The organism is Oxalicibacterium sp., from assembly GCF_035565035.1.
GTDB lineage: Bacteria > Pseudomonadota > Gammaproteobacteria > Burkholderiales > Burkholderiaceae_D > Oxalicibacterium.
In genome coordinates this window covers 1-21,650 of the sequence record NZ_DATMTD010000066.1, presented here as the reverse complement: position 1 = coordinate 21,650, position 21,650 = coordinate 1, and the positions used below count along the sequence as shown (strand labels likewise).

The 21,650-nt window shown below is 57.0% G+C and carries 20 protein-coding genes; 5 read left to right on the top strand and 15 right to left on the bottom strand.

Annotated features, from left to right (window positions below):
• Positions 1–2 precede the first annotated feature (2 nt).
• From VN114_RS06280 to VN114_RS06255, 6 genes are all read right to left on the bottom strand, one after another.
• The gene (locus tag VN114_RS06280) at positions 3–1,658 is read right to left on the bottom strand and encodes a CTP synthase (protein ID WP_325513094.1); all 1,656 of its coding nucleotides are present in this window, start codon (positions 1,656–1,658) and stop codon (positions 3–5) included.
• Positions 1,659–1,803: 145 nt separating this feature from the next.
• Positions 1,804–2,733 carry a lipid A deacylase LpxR family protein gene (locus VN114_RS06275; RefSeq protein WP_325513092.1) on the bottom strand — a complete coding sequence of 310 codons (930 nt, stop codon included), beginning with the start codon at positions 2,731–2,733 and terminating at the stop codon, positions 1,804–1,806.
• Positions 2,734–2,880: 147 nt separating this feature from the next.
• On the bottom strand, positions 2,881–5,292 hold the full coding sequence (locus VN114_RS06270) for a DNA internalization-related competence protein ComEC/Rec2 (RefSeq protein WP_325513090.1): 2,412 nt from the start codon (positions 5,290–5,292) through the stop codon (positions 2,881–2,883).
• A gap of 3 nt (positions 5,293–5,295) precedes the next feature.
• On the bottom strand, positions 5,296–6,093 hold the full coding sequence (locus VN114_RS06265; protein WP_325513088.1) for a TatD family hydrolase: 798 nt from the start codon (positions 6,091–6,093) through the stop codon (positions 5,296–5,298).
• An 18-nt stretch (positions 6,094–6,111) separates the two neighbouring features.
• On the bottom strand, positions 6,112–6,861 hold the full coding sequence (gene lolD / locus VN114_RS06260) for a lipoprotein-releasing ABC transporter ATP-binding protein LolD (RefSeq protein ID WP_325513086.1): 750 nt from the start codon (positions 6,859–6,861) through the stop codon (positions 6,112–6,114).
• Positions 6,854–8,119, bottom strand: coding sequence for a lipoprotein-releasing ABC transporter permease subunit (locus VN114_RS06255; protein WP_325513084.1), 1,266 nt, complete (start codon positions 8,117–8,119; stop codon positions 6,854–6,856). The genes lolD and VN114_RS06255 overlap by 8 nt, the downstream gene beginning before the upstream one ends.
• Positions 8,120–8,302: 183 nt before the next feature.
• Between VN114_RS06255 and VN114_RS06250 the strand changes: the two genes are divergently transcribed.
• Both VN114_RS06250 and recJ read left to right on the top strand, forming a co-directional pair.
• Positions 8,303–9,352, top strand: a complete 1,050-nt coding sequence (locus VN114_RS06250) for a hypothetical protein (RefSeq protein ID WP_325513082.1) — start codon at positions 8,303–8,305, stop codon at positions 9,350–9,352.
• The gene (recJ, locus tag VN114_RS06245; RefSeq protein WP_325513080.1) at positions 9,349–11,043 is read left to right on the top strand and encodes a single-stranded-DNA-specific exonuclease RecJ; all 1,695 of its coding nucleotides are present in this window, start codon (positions 9,349–9,351) and stop codon (positions 11,041–11,043) included. The genes VN114_RS06250 and recJ overlap by 4 nt, the downstream gene beginning before the upstream one ends.
• Before the next feature lie 5 nt (positions 11,044–11,048).
• Here the strand turns inward: recJ and VN114_RS06240 are convergent, their stop codons facing one another.
• A complete protein-coding gene (locus VN114_RS06240; RefSeq protein ID WP_325513078.1) occupies positions 11,049–11,780 on the bottom strand; it encodes a hypothetical protein in 732 nt (243 codons plus the stop codon).
• Positions 11,781–11,926: 146 nt separating this feature from the next.
• Here VN114_RS06240 and prfB point away from each other — a divergent pair.
• The 3 genes from prfB (at position 11,927) to VN114_RS06225 (ending at position 15,445) form a co-directional block, all read left to right on the top strand.
• Positions 11,927–13,031, top strand: a protein-coding gene (gene prfB, locus VN114_RS06235) for a peptide chain release factor 2 (protein WP_325513076.1) whose coding sequence is annotated in 2 segments (ribosomal slippage) — positions 11,927–12,007 and positions 12,009–13,031 — 1,104 coding nt in all. Because the reading frame shifts where the segments join, the coding sequence is not laid out codon by codon here.
• Positions 13,032–13,117: 86 nt separating this feature from the next.
• Positions 13,118–14,653, top strand: a complete 1,536-nt coding sequence (gene lysS / locus VN114_RS06230; protein WP_325513074.1) for a lysine--tRNA ligase — start codon at positions 13,118–13,120, stop codon at positions 14,651–14,653.
• Positions 14,654–14,845: 192 nt separating this feature from the next.
• Positions 14,846–15,445: a glycine zipper 2TM domain-containing protein gene (locus tag VN114_RS06225; protein WP_325513072.1), complete on the top strand. Its 600-nt coding sequence runs from the start codon at positions 14,846–14,848 to the stop codon at positions 15,443–15,445.
• A 52-nt stretch (positions 15,446–15,497) separates the two neighbouring features.
• On the opposite strand, the gene iscX is transcribed toward VN114_RS06225, so the two are convergent.
• The 8 genes from iscX to iscR form a co-directional block, all read right to left on the bottom strand.
• Complete coding sequence (iscX, locus tag VN114_RS06220) at positions 15,498–15,692, bottom strand: Fe-S cluster assembly protein IscX (protein WP_325513070.1); 195 nt, start codon at positions 15,690–15,692, stop codon at positions 15,498–15,500.
• A 16-nt stretch (positions 15,693–15,708) separates the two neighbouring features.
• Positions 15,709–16,047 carry an ISC system 2Fe-2S type ferredoxin gene (gene fdx / locus VN114_RS06215; protein ID WP_325513068.1) on the bottom strand — a complete coding sequence of 113 codons (339 nt, stop codon included), beginning with the start codon at positions 16,045–16,047 and terminating at the stop codon, positions 15,709–15,711.
• An 88-nt stretch (positions 16,048–16,135) separates the two neighbouring features.
• The gene (hscA, locus tag VN114_RS06210) at positions 16,136–17,998 is read right to left on the bottom strand and encodes a Fe-S protein assembly chaperone HscA (protein ID WP_325513066.1); all 1,863 of its coding nucleotides are present in this window, start codon (positions 17,996–17,998) and stop codon (positions 16,136–16,138) included.
• 85 nt (positions 17,999–18,083) lie between these two features.
• Entirely contained in the window at positions 18,084–18,599 is a 516-nt protein-coding gene (gene hscB, locus VN114_RS06205; RefSeq protein WP_325513064.1) for a Fe-S protein assembly co-chaperone HscB, read from the bottom strand.
• Between the two features lie 180 nt (positions 18,600–18,779).
• Positions 18,780–19,103: an iron-sulfur cluster assembly protein IscA gene (gene iscA, locus VN114_RS06200; protein ID WP_325513062.1), complete on the bottom strand. Its 324-nt coding sequence runs from the start codon at positions 19,101–19,103 to the stop codon at positions 18,780–18,782.
• 63 nt (positions 19,104–19,166) lie between these two features.
• Entirely contained in the window at positions 19,167–19,571 is a 405-nt protein-coding gene (gene iscU / locus VN114_RS06195; RefSeq protein WP_325513060.1) for a Fe-S cluster assembly scaffold IscU, read from the bottom strand.
• Positions 19,572–19,610: 39 nt separating this feature from the next.
• Positions 19,611–20,864 carry an IscS subfamily cysteine desulfurase gene (locus VN114_RS06190; protein WP_325513058.1) on the bottom strand — a complete coding sequence of 418 codons (1,254 nt, stop codon included), beginning with the start codon at positions 20,862–20,864 and terminating at the stop codon, positions 19,611–19,613.
• 14 nt (positions 20,865–20,878) lie between these two features.
• The gene (gene iscR, locus VN114_RS06185; protein ID WP_325513056.1) at positions 20,879–21,352 is read right to left on the bottom strand and encodes a Fe-S cluster assembly transcriptional regulator IscR; all 474 of its coding nucleotides are present in this window, start codon (positions 21,350–21,352) and stop codon (positions 20,879–20,881) included.
• Positions 21,353–21,650: the final 298 nt, after the last annotated feature.

Below are 21,650 nucleotides of genomic sequence, written 5' to 3'. Positions count from 1 at the left end.
CGTCAGGCGGCCTTCTTCGATTGTTCTGCCTTGTGCGCCAGCGCCGCCTTGATGAACGAGATGAACAACGGATGGCCGTCGCGTGGCGTTGACTTGAATTCAGGGTGATACTGCACACCGACATACCAGGGATGGGCGTTGTCGCCGGTACGCGGCAGTTCCATGATTTCGCACAGCGATTCGGTTGGCGTACGTGCCGACACCACGAGACCGGCATCTTCGACGCGGCCGAGGTAATGGTTATTGGCTTCGTAACGGTGACGATGACGCTCGGTCACTTCGCTGCCGTAGATTTCTGCAGCGAGCGTACCCGGTTTGACGGCGCAGGTTTGTGCGCCCAGACGCATGGTGCCGCCGAGATCGGAATTCGCATCACGGCGTTCGACCTTGCCGTCATGATTCTGCCATTCGTTGATCAACGCAACGACCGGCTGTTCGGTATCAGGATCGAACTCGGTCGAATTGGCCTTGGTCAGACCGGCCATGTGGCGTGCATATTCAATCAGCGCGACCTGCATACCGAGGCAGATGCCGAGATAGGGAATGCCGCTTTCGCGTGCAAAGCGCGCCGCAGCGATCTTGCCCTCCACACCGCGCTTGCCAAAACCGCCTGGCACCAGAATCGCGTCGTACTTGGCCAGACATTGCGGCCCGCTGACTTCGATTTCCTCGGAGTCCAGATATTCGATATTGACACGGCTTTCGGTGTGAATGCCGGCGTGGCGCAATGCTTCGGTCAGCGACTTGTACGATTCGGTCAGATCGACATATTTGCCGACCATGCCGATGGTGACGTTGTGCTTCGGATTCTCCAGCGTGTAGACCAGTTTGGTCCACACCGACAGATCCGCCGGCTTTGGCGACAGGCCGAGTTTTTCACAGACGATGCGATCCAGTCCCTGATCCAGCAGCATCTGCGGAATCTTGTAAATCGTGTCCGCATCCCACACCGAGATGACGGCATCTTCCTGCACGTTGGAGAACAGCGAAATCTTTGCACGCTCGTCATCCGGAATCGGACGATCGGCACGGCACAGCAATGCATCTGGCGAAATACCGATTTCGCGCAGCTTTTGCACACTGTGTTGTGTTGGCTTGGTTTTCAGTTCGCCGGCCGATGCAATGTACGGCACCAGCGTCAGATGCACGAATGCAGCGGCGTTGCGACCTGCACGAAGACTCAACTGGCGTGCGGCCTCGAGGAACGGCAGCGATTCGATATCGCCGACGGTGCCGCCGATTTCCACCAGCGCAACATCGCAACCTTCTGCGCCACGGTGGATGTAATCCTGGATTTCGTTCGTGATGTGCGGGATGACCTGGACGGTTTTCCCCAGGTACTCGCCGCGGCGTTCCTTGCGAATCACCGATTCGTAAATCTGGCCAGTGGTGAAATTGTTCACCTTTTTCATCTTGGCAGAGATGAAACGCTCATAGTGGCCGAGATCGAGATCGGTCTCGGCGCCATCTTCCGTGACAAACACTTCACCATGCTGGAACGGACTCATCGTGCCGGGATCGACATTGATGTAGGGATCGAGCTTGAGGAGAGTGACTTTGAGGCCGCGCGATTCGAGGATCGCAGCGAGAGAGGCGGCGGCAATCCCTTTACCAAGGGATGAAACCACGCCACCAGTGACAAATACAAACTTGGTCATTGCAATTGGTGCCGAATGGCACGTGCGGGAAATTCAAATTATACCGCAACGCTCCCGATTCTTGAACGTCCCGTCGCGATTAAAAATCACACCGGACGATTGCGCCCTTTCAGCGCCCGATCGGCAACGCCGTCCGCATATCACGTCACGGCGTATAGATGAATTGCAGGCGCACGAAACTCTGTGCGCCCGTCGACTCCGGCAAATCGCGGATTTCATTGCCACGCCGGACGACAGATGCATGCAGGCCGTAATTTTCGTATTGCCATGCGACCCCGGCTTCGGCCTCGCCGACCAGCCGTTGTGGCTGAACCGTACGCGGCCCGTCATCGGAAAAATAGCCGCCCTGAAGCGTCGCGTCGTATGCCACGGCACGCGCGTTCACACGCACGAATCCATGCAACGTCGCGTCGCCCGGCAACAGATTCAGGCGGCCGGCACGCAATTTCAGTCCGACATTGACATCGGTGTGAATATTGCCGAAGCGTCCACCGACAGTCGGCGTCAAATCGACTCGCTCCGACAAAGCCCAGCGCAAAGGGGCAACATCCGCATGCAGCACCACGCCGAACTCATTCCCGACCTGCGTACTCCAGCCCCGCGGTTCCGGCTGGTTGATCAGCCGATGCAAGGCCTTCTGGGATCCCTCGCCACCTGCGCATGGGCCAAGACAACCGAGATCGAGACCGAATATCGCATGCGTGCCGTCGATGCCATGCGTCTCCTTGAAAATGCCGCCGTACAGCCAACCTGCGTAGGGATGATCTTCGGGCGCAATCTGCGACGGCAGAAGCTTGATATCCGAAGGCGTATAGAGCTCCTGTCCGATCCGCCAGCCCATCATTGCCACCGAACCGGAACGACGCAATGTGTATGTCTGCCCCAGCCGCACACCGCTGGTATAGAAGCCGTCATCCCTGTTCAATAACAAACTGTCGTTATCGATATCGAACAGAAACGTGGAGACGCCTTCCGCACGCGCATGCAGAAACTCATCGGCAAAATTGGTTAGAGATTGCGCGCCGGCCACATTGAGACCGCACGCCAAGAAGCACGTTGCGAGTTGTCGTTTCATGTAATTCGTAATGAACCGCGCCACACGTGCCGGCGGGAGGGAAGCCGTGGAATGCACCACGGTGAATGCGGGGATGGTAATGCCGGATTATGAAAGGTTGATGACATGAAGTGCCGCATCAACCCGATTGTTTTACCGTCGCGAATATCAGCGTCCGTACCAGTAGCGCGGCCGTTCCTTTCGATACTCAGTCACTTCTAATGCCCGCCCGAAATGCACGCTGATCGCGCCAGATTCATCGCTGCGCAGACGCGTGATGCCGAGCTCGCCGTAACGATCGTATATCTCCTGCTTGGGATGACGATAGCGGTTGCGATAGCCGACCTGGAACAATGCAATCTCCGGATCGACCGCACGCAGGAAAGGCAGCGACGACGAGGTGCCGCTGCCGTGATGCGGCGCCAGCAGAACATTGGCACGCAGGCTGTCCGCATTGCCGGCGACCAGTTCTCCCTCCTGCGCACTTTCGATATCTCCCGGCAACAGGATCGCCTGTTGTCCCACCGTGATTTTCAAGGTGCAGCTTCGCGCGTTCGGCTTCCACTTTGAATTTTCGTAACTGTCGGCAACCGGATGCAGCATTTCAAAATGCACACCATCCCAATCCCACGCCTGCCCCGCCTCGCAACGTCTGTGCAGAGGCGCTGCCGCAATGATCGGATGCTCTGCAGGCAGCGATGATGACAACCATGCCGCCTTCACTTCCTTCAGGACCGACAATGCGCCACCGGCATGATCGGTATCGCTATGCGTGACCACAATACCGTCCAACGCATAGATGCCACGCGAACGCAGATACGGCAACACCACGCGATTGCCGCCGTCAGCCTCCGGCGAATAGGACGGCCCGGTGTCATACAGAAGACGATGGCGTTCGGTTTCCACCAGCAATGCCATTCCCTGACCGACATCGAATGCGGTCACCCACATCTCGCCGGGGCGCGGATGCGTCGGCACGTTCAATACCAGCGGCAACCATGCGAAGACGCCGAGATAACGCGCCGGCCAGCCACGCGGCGCCAGCATCCACAACGTTCCCGCTACTGCCAATGCAAACATCCACCAGGCAGGAATCGGCGCCGTCCAGACCGTGAATGGAAAACCGCTCAACCAGGTCAAACCGACAGCCAGTTGTTCCACCAGAAAATGTGCCAGCCATAAACACCAGTCAGACAACGGAGCCGGCAACACGCTGCCCGCCAGTGCCAGCGGTGTCACGAAAAAACTGATCAGCGGAATCGCCACCGCATTTGCGATCGGACTGACCAGCGACGTTTGTCCGAACAGCAGGATCGTCAATGGCACCAGCCCAATCGTGACCGCATACTGCGTCATCGTCGCCGTCCCCAGCGCGATGCGCCAGCCGGACCTGCCGGAATATGCCGGCACGTCGGCGCGTCCGACACTGGCATACAGGATCACCGCAACCGCAGCGAACGACAGCCAGAATCCCTGTCCCGTTACCGCCCACGGATCCAGCAGAACAACGGCCCCCAATGCCAGGCACAACACATGCGACACGCTCGCGATCCTGCCGAACCACAAGGCCAGCGCCACCACTGTCAGCATGCACAGAGTACGTTGCGCAGGAATTCCCGAACCTGCCAGCAGCACGTAGATCATCGCAGCTGCCGCCCCGGCAACCGCCGCCGCCTTTTGCGCAGGCAATATCAATGGCAAACGCGCCGACGTGAAGAACGAACGACGCCAAAGCGCAAAGGTCAATCCGGCAAACAAGGCTGCGATCATTGTTATATGCAAGCCTGAAATCGAAATCAGGTGACCGATCCCCGTGCGATTGAATATCGTCCAGTCAGCCTGACTGACCGCACGCTGGTCGCCGACCACCAATGCAACAATCACACCTGCATACGGCTTCCCATCCAGCGTCCGCTGCACACGATCGCGCAGCCAGCCACGGCAACGCTCGACCACATTGTTGAAACTGAAGACAAAATCATCCAGCCGAACATTGGCGGACGCGGCTTGCGCAGGCCGCACATAACCGGTTGCACGCACGTTCTGCTCCAGTAGCCACAACTCGTAATCGAAACCATGCGGATTTGCATTGCCGTGCGGACGACGCAGACGCACCGTCAATTTCCAGCGTTCGCCTGGACGGATTTCGCCAATCGCCTGTACTTCATCGGGATTAAATGCGGAATACCATGACAACGCCAGCTTCGGTGGAATGGAAGGAACAACACCATCGACAGGTAGCACGTTTTCCACCGCAAAATTGAAGCGCACACCGCGTTCGAAATAAGCCGGCAAGCTGTCGATCGTTCCGATAATCGTAATGTCGCGCCCTTCCCACTCCCGCGGCAATTCCTGCGCAAGATAATGCTGCGCAAACAGTGCCGCCCAGGCGAAACCGAAAATCGCGCCCGCCGCAGCAAGCAAGGGTATTCGCACCTGGCGCGAAAACGCCATGCGCGTCGCCATGATCAGAAGACCGGCGACGGCAAGCAGAAAGAAAAGATGGGAATAGGCAGGCAACGCCGCCTGCATTTGCAGCCAGCCGGCACCGACAACCAGGCCGATGAATGCGCTGCGCACGCGTCAGGAAAGCACGTTCAACCGCGGCATGGCCACACGCGCATTCGCTGTCGTGATCGACGCCACATCCTCGATCGACATGCCACGCAATTCCGCCAGCACCTCGCCGATGCGCGGCAATTGTTCGGGACTGTTGCGTTGCGGATGCAGCCACGCCGGAGAAATATCAGGCGCGTCGGTTTCCAGAACAATCGATTCAACCGGCAACTCGGTCGCCAACCGCCTGATCTGCAACGCACGCGTGAACGTCATTGCACCGCCAAAGCCGAGCTTGAAACCGAGCTCGACGAACATCTGCGCCTGCTGGAAGCTGCCGTTGAACGCGTGCGCGATCCCGCCCGCAACGTGAATGCGACGAAGATATTTCAGAATGCCATCCTGCGATTTGCGGACATGCAGCAAGACCGGCAAGCCGAAATCGCGTGCAATCTTCAATTGTTCTGAATAGAAAAATTCCTGTCGTTCGCGCATTTCGGGCGTGGTCAGCATCGGGACAAAAAAATCCAGGCCGATTTCGCCGATGGCGACAAAGCGCGGATCGTCCATCGCCGCAGCAACGGTTTCGCGCAGGACGGACAGATCGCTTTCCTGCGCCTGCGGGACAAAGATCGGATGAATCCCCAGCGCATACGTGCAATTGGCATGACGATGCGCCAGATCGGAGACGATAGAAAAATTATCGCGCGCAATCGCCGGGATCACAATCATCGACACGCCAAGACATTGCGCCGCGACTGCGGTGGCGTCCGTTTCTCCGGAAAATTCCGCCGCGTCAAGATGACAGTGCGTGTCGATCCACATGGCGCGGCGGCAACGCGATTACAACAAATGCCCGTCGAGACCGGCGTCCACAGGGATCAATCCCGCATGCGGAGACAAGCCGTTATCGGTCAAATGCAAAATGCGATCGCAGTGCGTCGCCAGTTCGATATCGTGCGTGACGATGATGAACGCGGTGCCAAGCGTACGCGACAATTCAAGCATCAGATCGAACGTTTTTTGCGCCGTCGCCCGATCCAGGTTGCCGGTCGGCTCATCGGCCAACACGCACGCCGGCTGTGTCACCAGCGCACGCGCCAGGGCCACGCGCTGGCGTTCGCCGCCGGACAATTCGCCCGGCACGTGCGAGACACGATGCGACAGGCCGACACGTTCCAGCATCGCTTTCGCCGTTTCCTGCGCTTCGCTGCGCAGTACGCGACGAATCATCAGCGGCATCGCCACGTTATCCAGCGCGGAAAACTCCGGCAACAGATGGTGGAACTGATAGACGAAACCGAGCGAACTGTTGCGCAAATCACCGCGCGATTTTTCGTCGAGACTGGCGAAATCCCTGTCCTGCAGAATTACCGAACCGGCGGTTGGCGTATCCAGGCCGCCCAGCAAATGCAACAGCGTCGATTTGCCGGAACCCGACGCGCCGACGATCGCCACGCGTTCACCTTTGACGATATCGATGTTCACGCCCTTCAGGACGTTGACGGAATATTTTCCCTGCGTGAAGGTCTTCGCCAGATCGCGGCAGGACAGGACGGTTTCATTGTTCGCGTTATTGTGTACGTTACTCATAGCGCAGCGCCTCCGCAGGTTTTACGCGGGCAGCCCACCAGCTTGGGTACAGCGTCGCAAGAAAAGCCAGCACCACCGCCACCCCGCCGATGGTCCAGACATCCGGCCACCGCAGATCGGAGGGCAACTCGCTGATCAGGTAGACGTCTTTCGGCAGGAACTGCACGTGCAACAGACGTTCGATGAACGGCACGATGACGTCGATATTCGAGGCGATCAGCACGCCGCCGCCGACACCGATTGCCGTGCCGGCGAGACCGACCAATGCGCCCTGAATCATGAAGATTTTCATGATCGAACCTGGCGACGCCCCAAGCGTGCGCAGGATCGCGATATCCGCCTGCTTGTCCGTTACCGTCATCACCAGCGTGGAAACCAGATTGAAGGCAGCGACCGCGATGATCAGTGTCAGAATGATGAACATCATCCGTTTCTCCGTCTGCACTGCGGCAAACCAGTTGCGATTCTGCTGCGACCAGTCGCGGATCAACAGATCGCCGCTCAGGACGCGTGACAGCTCATAAGCCACCTGCGGCGCACGCTGCATGTCGTCGATTTTCAAACGCAGACCGGATGGTGCGCCGAGACGGAACATCTTCATCGCGTCATCGAGATGAATGAAAGCCAGCGTGGCATCGTATTCGAAATGCCCCGAATCGAAGACGCCGACCACCGTAAATTGCTTGAGGCGTGGAATAACGCCGGCCGGCGTTACCTGTCCTTGCGGTGCGATCATCGTCACCTTGTCGCCAAGATGCACGCCCATGCTGCGCGCCAGCTCGCTGCCCAGCACGATATTGAATTCGCCGGCACGCAAATCGTTCAGGCTGCCTTGCTTCACCTGCGACGCCACATCGGAAACCTTCGGTTCTTCTTCCGGCAGCACGCCACGCACCGCGACGCCACGCAACGTTTCGTCGCGCGTCATCATCGCCTGCGCGTCGACGTAAGGCGCCGCGCCGCGTACTTCCTTGTTGGTGAAGGCTTCCTGCGCGGTCTTGTGCCAGTCAGGCATCGCACCGGACGGCTCGAAGATTTCGATGTGCGACAGCACCGACAGCATGCGATCGCGTACCTCCTTCTGGAAGCCGTTCATCACCGACAGCACGACAATCAGCGCGGCCACACCAAGTGCGATTCCCGCCATCGATATCAGCGAGATGAATGAAATAAAGCTGTTGCGACCACTGCGTCGCCCGGCGCGCGTGTAGCGAATACCGACCAGCCATTCGAAAGACAGATTTTTTATGATGCTCAAAGAAGGGCTCCTGAATGCAGCACGCAGTTTGCCATATATTGTTGTGCGCCAGCAAAATGCCGTACCGCTGATTGACTGCGACAAGAGCGATTGCGTTCCCGGAATCAACAAAAATGCGGCATGCGACCGAATTTGCGTGGAGCGATTGACCGCGTCATTTCGCAATTGCCCTACAATCGCGGCATGAAACAACTTGATCTCTTCTTGCCGTTTGCGCTGATGCCGCAGGAAATGTCGCGCGACCTCCTGCGCGAACTGAAAATGCCTTCGCTCGCCATGTTGCTGGCACGCGGCAAACCGCTTTTCCGTCAGTCGAATGACGACTTTTCGCGCGCGCTGCCACATGAAAATCTGATCGCGCAACGCTTCGGCCTGCATACGCCATCCGACAACTGCAGCCCGCAACTTGCCGCCGGCGTTATTCGCATGTTCGATCTGCCTGTGGAATCGGGGTTCTGGTTCATCGTGCAGCCGGCCCATCTGCACATCGCACGCGACCACCTCGTGCTGACCGATCCACGCCAGTTGAACCTGTCCGAACAGGATTCGCACGCGCTGTTCGACGTCGTCAAACCGCTGTTCGAAGAGTCCGGCAGGACATTGCTCTACGTCGACGCGACGACCTGGCTGCTGCGTGCAGACGATCTGCAGGCGCTGCAAACGTCCACGCCCGATGCGGCGTCCGGACACAATATCGATATCTGGATGCCGCACGGCGAACAGGCACGCGACTGGCGACGTTTGCAGAACGAAGTGCAAATGCACTGGCACACCCACCCTGTCAACGACGCACGTGAAATGCAAGGCTTGAAACCGGTCAATTCGGTCTGGTTGTGGGGCGGCGCATCGGTTCCTGCACAAATAACGCAAACGCAATCCCCTACTCTGTTCGCCACAGACGATGCATCCTCGCTTTTTAAGGCACTTGCAGCAAAAACGATCGCGGCCGCATCGCCGCAAGATATTCTCGCCAGCCAGGCATCAAACGGCCTGCTGATACTGGAAGACCTGATCGGACCGGCCATTGCCGGCGACTGGGCTGAATGGCTGGCGCGATTCCAGATGCTGGAAAACGTCTGGTTTACGCCTTTGCTGGATGCAATCAAAAACGGCAGGCTCGACACCCTGTCGATCACGCTCAGCCACAACACCGTGATAACCGGCTATGCAATCGGCAAATCGTCGCTGCACAAGTTCTGGCGCGCCCCTTCGCTTGCACGGCTGGCAACATGACGCGCATTGCAATTCGCCCGTACTCGTTCCGCGATGCCGAACGCCTGCATCAACAAGGTATACATCCGGTCATGGCACGCCTGTATGTTGCGCGAGGCCTGCTGGAAACACGCGACCTGAACAGCGAACTGACCGGACTGCTACCGCCTCCGGGCTTGCGGCACATCGACGCAGCCGCAACCTATCTGGCCGATGCCATTGCCGAGAAAAAGAAACTGGTCATCGTTGCCGACTACGATTGCGATGGCGCGACAGCTTGTGCGGTCGCATTGCGCGGACTGCGTTCGATGGGCGCGATCGTCGACTTCATCGTGCCCAATCGCTTCGAATACGGCTACGGCCTGACACCGGAAATCGTCGCCCTCGCCATTCGTGAAAAATCGCCGGACATCATCGTTACCGTCGACAACGGTATCGCCAGCATTGACGGTGTTGCCGAAGCGAACCGGTGCGGTATCGATGTTGTCGTCACCGATCACCACTTGCCTGGCGACGCTTTGCCGGACGCCCGTGTCATCGTCAATCCGAATCAGCCCGAATGCGGCTTTCCCAGCAAGAATCTGGCCGGCGTCGGTGTCATGTTCTACGTACTGCTCGCGTTGCGCGCAGAGATGCGCAAGCGCGGCATTTTCGATGCACAGACGCAGCCGAAACTCGATGCGCTGCTTGATCTGGTCGCACTCGGCACCGTTGCCGATGTCGTCAAGCTGGACGCCAACAATCGCATTCTCGTCGCACAAGGCTTGAAACGCATGCGTGCCGGACGCATGCATGTCGGCATTGCCGCTCTTTTCCGCGCAGCCGGTCGCGAGGCGCGACGTGCATCGCCCTTCGATCTCGGCTTTGCGCTCGGACCGCGCCTGAATGCGGCGGGACGGTTGTCCGACATGTCGCTCGGAATCGAGTGCCTGACGACCGACGACGAAGGTCGCGCATGGGCAATCGCGCAGCAACTCGATGAAATCAACCGCGAGCGTCGTACCATCGAGGCCGACATGCAGGAAACCGCGCTCCTGCTGCTCGACAGTTACGATCCGCAAAACAGGACGACCATCAGTGTCTTTGACCCGAGCTGGCATCAGGGTGTGATCGGTATTGTCGCTTCGCGCCTGAAGGACAAGTTCTATCGCCCGACGATCACGTTTGCCGATGCCGGCGATGGGTGGATCAAGGGTTCGGGCCGTTCGATTGCGGGCTTCCATTTGCGTGATGCGCTGGATCTGGTGTCGAAGCACGCACCCAGCCTGATCGACAAGTTTGGCGGCCACGCGATGGCAGCCGGCCTGACGATTCGCGCAACGGCGCTTGGTGCCTTTACCGACGCCTTTGAAACCGTCGGCAAAACCCTGCTGGAACAGCATCAACTGGAACGCATCGTGGAGACCGACGGTCCGCTGGAACCGGCCTATTTCACGACGCAGTTCATCGAACTGCTTGACACGCAGGTGTGGGGACAGGGATTTGCACCGCCACTGTTCTGCGACGAATTTCGCGTCATCAATCAACGCGTGCTGAAGGAGCGGCACCTGAAACTGACGCTGGAAAAAGATGGTCGCCGCTTTGACGCGATCTGGTTCGGTCATGCAGACTCGTTGCCGGATCAGGCCCGCGTCGCCTATCGGCTGGATGCCAACGAATTCAACGGCGTCACGCGCGTGCAACTGCTGGTCGAGCACGCCGAAGCACTGTAGCGACGTCAGCGAACCGGCAGAAACTGCAGAAACGAAGCGCCGAGAATGTTCTGCACATAGTTGATGCCGGCGCGTCGGTATTTTTCGGTTGTGAACTCCGCCAGCAGGTCAAGGCGACCGACGATTTTGCCGAATTCCCGCTCAAAGCTCAGGTTGCGCCCGCGTTCGCCGATCTCGTCGGACAACAGCAATACCCGGCCATCGGCATTGCGCCGGTTTGACAGCATCCAGACAGCAATTTCGATATTCCGTGCGGCGTTGTAGATGTGCTGCGCATCCAGGCCGTCGGTCAGGAAGAATTCCGTCTTGCCACCATGCGCCGTGATGATCATGTCGGCGCTGCTGTAGATGAAGGCCGCCACACGGTCGCCACTGAAGTCGGGGGCCAGCGCGAACGACATCGCCTTGATATCGCGCTGTCCCTGCAATGCCGGCCATGCCTGCCGCTGCTCGATTGCATCGCGCACACGCTTGACGCTTTCCTCGCGACTGGCCGCTGTCTTCTTCCATTCCACCGGATTGCGGCGATACAGTTTGTCCATCAACAGATACAGGCTGTCGAGGTTGTCGCGCATGCCAAGGGTCGCAACACGATTGATGTCGGATTGCCCCATTTCGCCGCCGTTGGCCGATGCGCCCCTGACCTCGCCGCGTGATGTCGGCGCCTGATCCATTGTCGAACATCCGGCCAGTGCAGCCAGACAAAGCAAGACGCAAGTGCGGCGGGACCACTCCATATTTATTGCTCCCTTAATAATATTTATCAGAAGAAGATCGCAAAACCGAAAAACGATTCATTTGCCAAAGCCTGGTGCCGATTCAAGACCGAAAAGCATCACCCAGCTCGGCTATAATGTACGGTTTGATCGCAAAAGAAAATATCATGGAAGCAGAACGCCTCAATTCCCTCCAATCGCTGCTTGACGATCTCGCGACGCGCGCAGCCGAACTTCGGAGGTATCTTTGACTTCGATGTGAAGTCAGAGAAACTCGACCAGGTCAACGGTGAACTTGAAGATCCGGACGTCTGGAACGATCCGAAACGTGCGCAGGATCTGGGCAAGGAAAAGAAATCGCTGGAAGCGATTGTCCACACGTTGATCAAGATCGACGCCGAACTCGCCGATGCACGCGATCTTTTCGCGATGGCACGCGAGGAAAAGGACGATGACACCATCATCTCGATCGAAGGTGACGCACAAGAGCTGCTGAAAGTCGTCGAGGGCATGGAATTCCGCCGCATGTTCAACAATCCCATGGATGCGAACAACTGCTTCATCGACATCCAGGCCGGTGCTGGCGGTACCGAAGCACAGGACTGGGCTTCGATGCTGCTGCGCCAGTATCTGCGCTATTGCGAACGCAAGGGCTTCAAGGTTGAAATCCTCGAGCAATCCGACGGCGAGGTAGCCGGCATCAAGACCGCCACGCTGAAAGTCGAGGGCGATTACGCCTACGGCTTCCTGCGCACCGAAACAGGCGTGCATCGTCTGGTGCGCAAATCGCCGTTCGATTCGGCCAACGGTCGCCATACGTCGTTCTCGAGTCTGTTTGTCTATCCGGAAGTCGATGACTCGATCGAGATCGACATCAACCCGGCCGACGTGCGTATCGATACCTATCGCGCATCCGGCGCTGGCGGTCAGCACATCAATAAAACCGATTCCGCAGTGCGTCTGACGCACGGTCCGTCGGGCATCGTCGTGCAATGTCAGAACGATCGTTCGCAACACCGCAACAAGGCCGAAGCATGGGACATGCTGAAAGCCAAACTGTTCGAACTCGAACTGCGCAATCGCATGAGCGAACAGCAGAAGCTGGAAGATTCGAAGACCGACGTCGGTTGGGGTCACCAGATTCGCTCGTACGTACTCGATCAGTCGCGCATCAAGGATTTGCGTACCAGCTTCGAAACCGGCAATACCAAGGCGGTACTCGACGGCGATCTGGACGAATTTATTGCGGCGTCGCTGAAGCAAGGCGTGTAAGCGCTACGGCGCTTGCGCTTAGCTTTCACTGCTTATTTTCTGCTTTTATTTTTTAATCGCATTCACTCACAAGATTGTTGCCTTCCATGACTACGCATAACGACGACGCAGCCGCATCGCTACCGATCGACGAAAACAAGATCATCGCCGAGCGCCGTGCCAAGTTGAGCGCCCTGCGAGAGCAAGGCGTTGCCTTCCCGAACGACTTCCGCCCGCAACACAAGGCCGCCGATTTGCACGAGCAATACGGCAGCAAGACGCGCGAAGAACTGGAAGCCGAGCCGATCACCGTCGTGCTGGCAGGCCGCATGATGTTGAAACGCGAAGCCGGCAAGAAAGCTGCCTTCGCCACATTGCAGGATGCGTCGGGCGCCAAGGCCGATGGCCGCATCCAGATTTACGCAACGCTCGACCTGACCGGCGAAGCTGCGATGGCGGCATTGCATCACTACGATCTGGGCGATATCCTCGGCGTGACCGGCACGCTGTTCAAGACCAAGACCGACGAACTGACGATCAAGGTGACTGAACTGCGACTGATCACCAAATCGTTGCGTCCGTTGCCGGACAAATTCCACGGCCTCGCCGACCAGGAAACCAAATACCGCCAGCGTTACGTCGACCTGATCATGAGCGAAGAAACGCGTCGCACGTTCAAGGCGCGTACTGCCGCGATCGCTTCGATCCGCAACTTCATGGCGAAGAACGATTTCATGGAAGTCGAGACACCGATGCTGCACACGATTCCCGGTGGCGCAGCAGCCAAACCGTTCATCACGCATCACAACGCGCTCGACATGCAGATGTTCCTGCGTATTGCGCCTGAGCTGTATCTGAAACGTCTGGTCGTCGGCGGCTTCGATCGCGTGTTCGAAATCAATCGCAACTTCCGCAATGAAGGCGTCTCGATCCGCCACAATCCGGAATTCACGATGATGGAATTCTATGCGGCGTACACCGATTACAAATGGCTGATGGATTTCACCGAAGCAGTGATTCGCCAGGCGGCAATCGATGCGCACGGCACCGCGACGCTGACCTACGGCGGTCGCGAACTGGACCTGGCGAAACCGTTCCATCGCCTGACCATCGTCGAAGCGATCAACAAGTACGCGCCCGGTTACACCGCTGACCAACTGAACGATGCGGAATTCATCAAGGCCGAGTTGAAGAAATTTGGCGTCAAGCCGCACGCACATTCCGGCCTCGGCGCATTGCAGCTGGCGCTGTTCGAAGAGACCGCCGAAGCACAACTGTGGGAACCGACATACATCATTGACTACCCGGTCGAGGTCTCGCCACTGGCGCGCGCATCGGATACGGTTGCCGGCATTACCGAGCGTTTCGAACTGTTCATGGTCGGTCGCGAAATCGCCAACGGTTTCTCCGAGTTGAACGACGCCGAAGATCAGGCCGCACGCTTCCAGGCGCAAGTTGCAGCAAAAGACGCCGGTGATGAAGAAGCGATGTTCTACGACGCCGACTACATCCGTGCGCTGGAATACGGCATGCCGCCGGCTGGCGGTTGCGGCATCGGCATCGATCGCCTGATGATGATCATCACCGATTCGCCGAATATTCGCGATGTGTTGTTGTTCCCGCATCTGCGCCGCGAAGAATAATTTCCCTTGAGAAATTACAGAATAATAAAAAGGACTGTCTATGCAGTCCTTTTTTACTTTCAGCAACTATCTGTGGTTTTCATGATCAAAGTTACATCGCCTTACATTTGACACAAGATCAGGCTTTTTATTTGATGGCGACGCGGCAATACTGCATCAACACGAATACAGTGTGAACTACTGGAGGAAGCCATGGAAGCACAAACCAAACCCAATCGTATTCATCCGCTGGTCGCCGCCGCTGCAGTCGGCGTCCTGCTTTTCAGTCTGGTCGGCGTCGCTGCCATGACCGGCATGTTGCCCAACTCGAACAGTACGAACAGTCCCAAGGAAGTCGCCGAGCTGGATGCTGCTGCGGCTGCCGCAGACAAAGAGGCGGCAGAAAAGAAAATGGCGGCAGATCGTGCGCGCGAACGGGCGAATGCGAGAGCGGAAGCCTCTCCTCCGCCGCCGGCAGCATGTCATAGCTGCGGTCGTGTCGAATCCGTGCAGACGGTGCAGACAGCCGCTGCACCAAGTGGTGTCGGCGTAGTGGGCGGCGCCGTGGTCGGTGGCCTGCTGGGTAACCAGATCGGTGGCGGTAGCGGTCGCACCCTGGCCACCGTGGCCGGCGCGGTCGGTGGCGGCTATGCGGGCAACGAAATCGAGAAAAACACGCGCAAGCGCACGAGCTATCAGGTCCGCGTCAGAATGGAAGATGGAAAAATGCGCAATTTCCCTTACAACAATCCGCCGCCATGGCGTGAAGGTGATCGGGTACGCGTAGTCGACGGATATCTCCGCGCTGCGTAATCACGACATCACTGCGCTCCAGTAAAAAAGCGGCACTTGTGCCGCTTTTTATTTATCTCGCTTCTTCTATCCATGCCATCTGGATCGCCTCAAGAACCTTCTCTCCGGAGCGATCGGGCTCGTCGTCGAAATCTTCCAGCTCGCATACCCATTTGTGCAGGTCGGTGAACCGCACCGTCAACGGATCGACATCAGGAAACTTGTCGTTCAACTCTTCCGCAATACGGATCGTATCTGTCCATTTCATGCGCTACTCCTTCGGGCTAGTGATTTTCGCTGGCGTGATTGATCGTATAACGCGGGATTTCCACAACCAGATCATCATCCGCCACAATCGCCTGGCAAGACAGGCGAGAAGCTGCTTCCAGTCCCCAGGCCTTGTCCAGCAGGTCTTCCTCTTTTTCTTCCGCTTCATTCAGCGAATCGAAACCTTCACGCACGATGACGTGACAGGTTGTGCAGGCACATGATTTTTCACACGCATGTTCGATATCAATATCATTTTCCAGCAGGACGTCGCAGATTGACTTGCCGGCCGGGGCCTCGATAACAGCGCCGTCAGGACAAAGCGCATGATGGGGTAGAACAACGATTTGTGGCACTTGTATAACCTCAAAAAAATTTTAGGCGTGATCCTACGGCATCACGATCATCAGTATTCTGTCCCGACGTGTGCGAGACCATGTTCTCTCAGATTTCTTCCAGCTTTTTGCCTGACAATGCAACGCGCACACTGCGATCCATGCGCCGAGCGGCAAAGTCTTCCGTTCCATGTGCCAATGCATCGACTGCGGCCTTGATTGCGGCATGATCGGCTTCTCCTGCCGTGCGCTTCACATTGTCCAGCAAGGTGTTGATTTCGGCCAGCTCACCTTCCGATAACAGGTTGGCATCCGCATCCAATGCCGATTGCGTCGCCAGTACGATACGTTCCGCCTCGACCTGTTCTTCGCGCAAGGCACGTGCGGCCATGTCGATATCGGCAGACTTGAATGAATCCTGCAGCATCTGCGCCACTTGATCATCAGCCAGTCCGTAGGATGGCTTGACCTCGATCGACGCCTCGACACCGGAACGCAATTCACGCGCAGAAACGGAAAGCAGGCCATCAGCATCGACTTGATACGTTACGCGAATACGCGCCGCACCGGCCGCCATCGGCGGAATGCCGCGCAGTTCGAATTTGGCGAGCGAACGGCAATCGCTGACCAGTTCGCGTTCGCCTTGCACGACGTGCACTGCCATCGCCGTCTGACCATCCTTGAATGTCGTGAATTCCTGAGCGCGCGCGCACGGAATCGTCGAGTTGCGCGGGATGACTTTTTCAACCAGACCGCCCATCGTCTCGATACCGAGCGACAACGGAATCACATCCAGCAGCAGCCAGTCGTCGCCCGCAGCACGATTCCCCGCCAGCAAATTGGCCTGAATCGCGGCACCCAGTGCAACAACCTTGTCCGGATCGATGTTGGCGAGAGGCGTCGACTGGAAAAATTCGCCGACCGTCTTGCGTACATGTGGCATGCGTGTCGCACCGCCGACCAGCACGACGCCATCGACGTCATCCACCGTCAGATCGGCGTCACGCAGGGCTTTCTTCGTCGGCGTCATTGTCTTGGCAACGAGGTTTTGCGTCATCTCGACAAATTCTGCCGCGGTCACCGTAACGTGCACGTGTTCCCCCGAGCCCAAAGCCGCATCGATCGTCGTTTCCGTTTTGGTCGAAAGCAATTCCTTCGCCTCGCGCGCCTTCACCATCAAAAGGCTCGTATCTTCGTCCGACAATGGTTCAAGTCTCGCCTGACTGATGATCCAGCAAAACAATCGATGATCGAAATCGTCGCCACCCAGCGCAGAATCGCCGCCGGTTGCCAATACTTCGAATACGCCCTTGGTCAGTTTCAGAATCGAAACATCAAATGTGCCGCCGCCCAGATCGTAGACTGCGTATACGCCTTCCGAGCCATTATCGAGACCGTAGGCGATCGCTGCCGCCGTCGGCTCATTCAACAGGCGCAAGACATTCAGTCCGGCCAGCTTTGCCGCATCCTTGGTCGCCTGCCGCTGGGCATCGTCGAAATAGGCCGGCACCGTGATGACTGCGCCGACCAGATCGTCGCCGAGCGCGTCTTCTGCCTGCTGGCGCAACGTCGCGAGAATCTCCGCCGATACTTCGACCGGACTCTTGATTCCTGCCACGGTTTTCAGTTGCACCATACCCGGCGCATCGATGAAATCGTATGGCAGGTTTTCGACATAGGCGATGTCCTTCAGCCCGCGCCCCATGAAGCGCTTGACTGAAACGATCGTGTTCTTCGGATCGACGCTCTGAGCAGCCTGAGCCTTGTAACCAATATTGGCATTGCCGCCCGGCAGGTAACGGACAACGGATGGCAGCAGCGGTCTTCCCTCTTCGTCATTCAGGACTTCGGGAATACTGTTACGGACGGTTGCAACCAGGGAATTGGTCGTGCCGAGATCGATGCCGACGGCAAGACGGTGCTGATGCGGCGCCGTGGACATGCCGGGTTCGGCGATTTGAAGAAGAGCCATAGTCGTTAATTCGTTTCAGGTGAATCGCCTTTAAAACTGCAGCGATTGTTCACGGTCATTATTTTCAGTCGTATCGATATCCGGTTCAGTCCGGCAGCAACTCGAAGACATTTCCCACTTCGTCGGCAAACTTTTCCAGAAACATCAATTGCCGCACCATTTCCGCCGCCTGCGTAAAGTTCTGTGCGTCGAGCAAACTGCCAACCTGCTCAACCGTTTTTTTACGTGCGATACGCAACTCCGATTCCAGCGCTTCCAGTCCGTCACGATCCTTTTGCGCACGCGCATCGTCGAGTGCTTCGCGCCATTCCATCTGCTGCATCAGAAAAGCAACCGGCATTGCCGTATTCGACTCGGTCTGCAAGTCCACGCCATTGATTTCGCATAGATAGGCTGCGCGCTTGAACGGGCTTTTCAGCGTCTTGTAAGCCTCATTTGCCCGTGTCGCCCATTGCATCGCGACACGCTTTTCCGCATCCGATGCGCTGGCAAACTTGTCCGGATGAACCTGGTTTTGCACCTCGTGGTACGCGCTGTCGAGCGCCTTCAGATCGATCGTGAACTGCTGCGGCAGATGAAAAAGCTCAAAGTGATTTTGCATTATGTCGCCATGTTTTACGTCCGGCTTTTGCATTCCGTTTTTACTTCCGACCTTTAGATCGACCGGCCGGCTTCGCCTTTTTGCGCCTTTGTCCCACGCATCAAATAAAAGAGCCTGCTCGGACTCGACAGGCTCATCAGATTGCAGTTCTCTTCGACGACAAACGTCGCCGCGCACGAATCAGATACGGAAACTTTCACCGCAACCGCACTCGTCCTTGACGTTCGGGTTGTGGAACTTGAAGCCTTCGTTCAATCCTTCACGCGCAAAATCCAGCTCGGTGCCGTCGATATACGGCAGACTTTTCGGATCGACAAAAACCTTGACGCCATGCGATTCGAATACGCTATCTTCGCTCGCACTTTCGTCCACGTACTCCAGTTTGTACGCCAGACCGGAACAGCCGGTCGTGCGCACACCGAAACGCAGGCCGATGCCCTTGCCGCGCCGCTCGATGTAACGGTTGACGTGTTTCGCCGCTTTTTCAGTCAATGTAATTGCCATGATCTCTACTCAAAAGAATGCACACCATTGCACGCAAATCGTGCAATGCCGACAGACCGGACCTTACGCCGCTTCTTTCGATTCAGCACCGCCGTGACGGGTCTTGTAATCGAGGACTGCAGCCTTGATCGCGTCTTCCGCCAGGATCGAGCAGTGAATCTTCACCGGCGGCAACGCCAGTTCTTCCGCGATCTGCGTGTTCTTGATCGACAGCGCCTGATCCAGCGTCTTGCCCTTGACCCATTCAGTCACCAGCGACGACGATGCGATCGCGGAACCGCAACCGTAGGTCTTGAATTTTGCGTCTTCGATCACGCCATCCGCGCCGACCTTGATCTGCAATTTCATGACGTCGCCGCAAGCCGGCGCACCAACCATGCCGGTACCGATCGTATCGTCACCCTTGTCGAAAGCACCGACATTGCGCGGGTTTTCGTAGTGGTCGAGAACTTTGTCCGAGTAAGCCATTTTGATACTCCTTGATTAAACCGTTTTAGCGCCGCAGGACTAGTGCGCAGCCCACTGGATCGTGCTGATGTCGATCCCGTCCTTGTACATATCCCACAATGGCGACAACTCGCGCAATTTGGAGACTTTTTCCTTGATCAGCTTGATCGTGAAATCCACTTCCTCTTCCGTCGTGAAACGGCCGATCGTGAAACGGATCGAACTATGCGCCAGTTCGTCGCTACGACCCAGCGCTCTCAATACATAAGATGGTTCCAGACTGGCCGAAGTACAAGCCGAACCGGAAGAAACAGCCAGATCCTTGATCGCCATGATCAGCGATTCGCCTTCGACATAGTTGAAGCTGACGTTGAGGTTGTGTGGCACGCGATGCGCCATGTCACCGTTGACGTAGACCTCTTCCATTTCCATCAAGCCCTTGGCCAGACGGTCGCGCAAACCGCGAATTCGGGTCAATTCCTCATCCATTTCTTCACGGGCAATACGGAACGCCTCGCCCATGCCGACGATCTGATGCGTTGCCAGCGTGCCGGAACGCATGCCGCGTTCGTGACCGCCGCCGTGCATCTGCGCTTCAATACGCACGCGCGGTTTGCGGCGAACGTACAACGCGCCGATACCTTTCGGTCCGTACGTTTTATGTGCGGAAAAGCTCATCAGGTCGACCTTGCTCTTTTCGAGATCGATCCTGACTTTGCCCGTTGCTTGCGCAGCGTCGCAATGGAAGATGATTCCCTTGCTGCGGCACAGTTCGCCGATTTCATCGATCGGCTGGATGACGCCGATTTCGTTATTCACCAGCATGACGGAGACCAGAATCGTGTCCGGACGAATCGCTTCAGCCAGTTGTTCGATCGTGATCAGGCCATTGTCCTGCGGCTGCAAATAGGTCGCCTCGAAGCCTTCGCGCTCCAGTTCACGCACGGTATCCAGCACAGCCTTGTGCTCGGTCTTCACCGTGATGATGTGCTTGCCCTTGGTCTTGTAGAAATGCGCGGCGCCCTTCAGCGCCAGGTTGTTGCTTTCGGTCGCGCCAGAGGTCCAGATGATTTCGCGCGAATCGGCGTTCACCAGTGCTGCGACCTGCTCACGCGCATCTTCCACCGCTTTTTCTGCGGTCCAGCCATACATGTGACTGCGCGACGCCGGATTGCCGAACTGCTCACGCAGGTACGGAATCATCTTGTCCGCAACACGTGGATCGATCGGCGTCGTCGCCGAATAATCCATGTAGATCGGGAAATGCGGTGCCTTGAGCGTATCGATCAGGCTTTTATCCAGCGGGGCATTCATATTGGCTCCAAATATCAAACGGCTGCGTGGTTGCGATGTACAACCACCACACATTGTTCTGCAATCTTTTGCTTCTGCTGATCAACCAGATCCTTCAGCGAAACAGAATCCAGGTAATCGACCATCTTTTCGTTCAACGTTGCCCACAGATCGTGCGTCATGCAACGCGGGCCATTTTCGTGTTCCGGACTGTGGCAATTTTCCTTGCCGCCACATTGCGTTGCATCCAGCGGCTCATCCACGGCGATGATGATGTCAGCCACTGTCACCTGCTCCGCCGGACGCGCCAGGTTGTAACCGCCCCCAGGACCGCGAACCGATTCCACGATTTCATGACGACGCAATTTGCCGAACAACTGTTCCAGATAGGAAAGAGAAATCTCCTGTCGCTGACTGATGCCGGCAAGCGTGACGGGGCCGTTGTCCTGGCGCAATGCCAAGTCAATCATCGCCGTCACGGCAAAACGACCTTTCGTAGTCAAACGCATGAATTCCTGTTCCCACCGACGTTCAGCCAATTAGGCTAAAACCGGATTTGTTGATCAATTTTGTCAAGTATAACAAAGTTGAGTGAATCTGTCAGGTAAGCCCTCATGGCAAAAGCAAGGTCTTGATCGACTGGTTTTAGTGTATTGCCAGCCGGCATATTGCTCATTGACCGCAGTCACGAACATTGAAGTTCGCATAAAGAGGTTATCGACCTTCTTTCGACTATTCGCCATTCATTCGCCACTTCGTGTTCATTTTTTGCAAATTGCCGAAATATTTTCAGTCATCTCAGTCCAG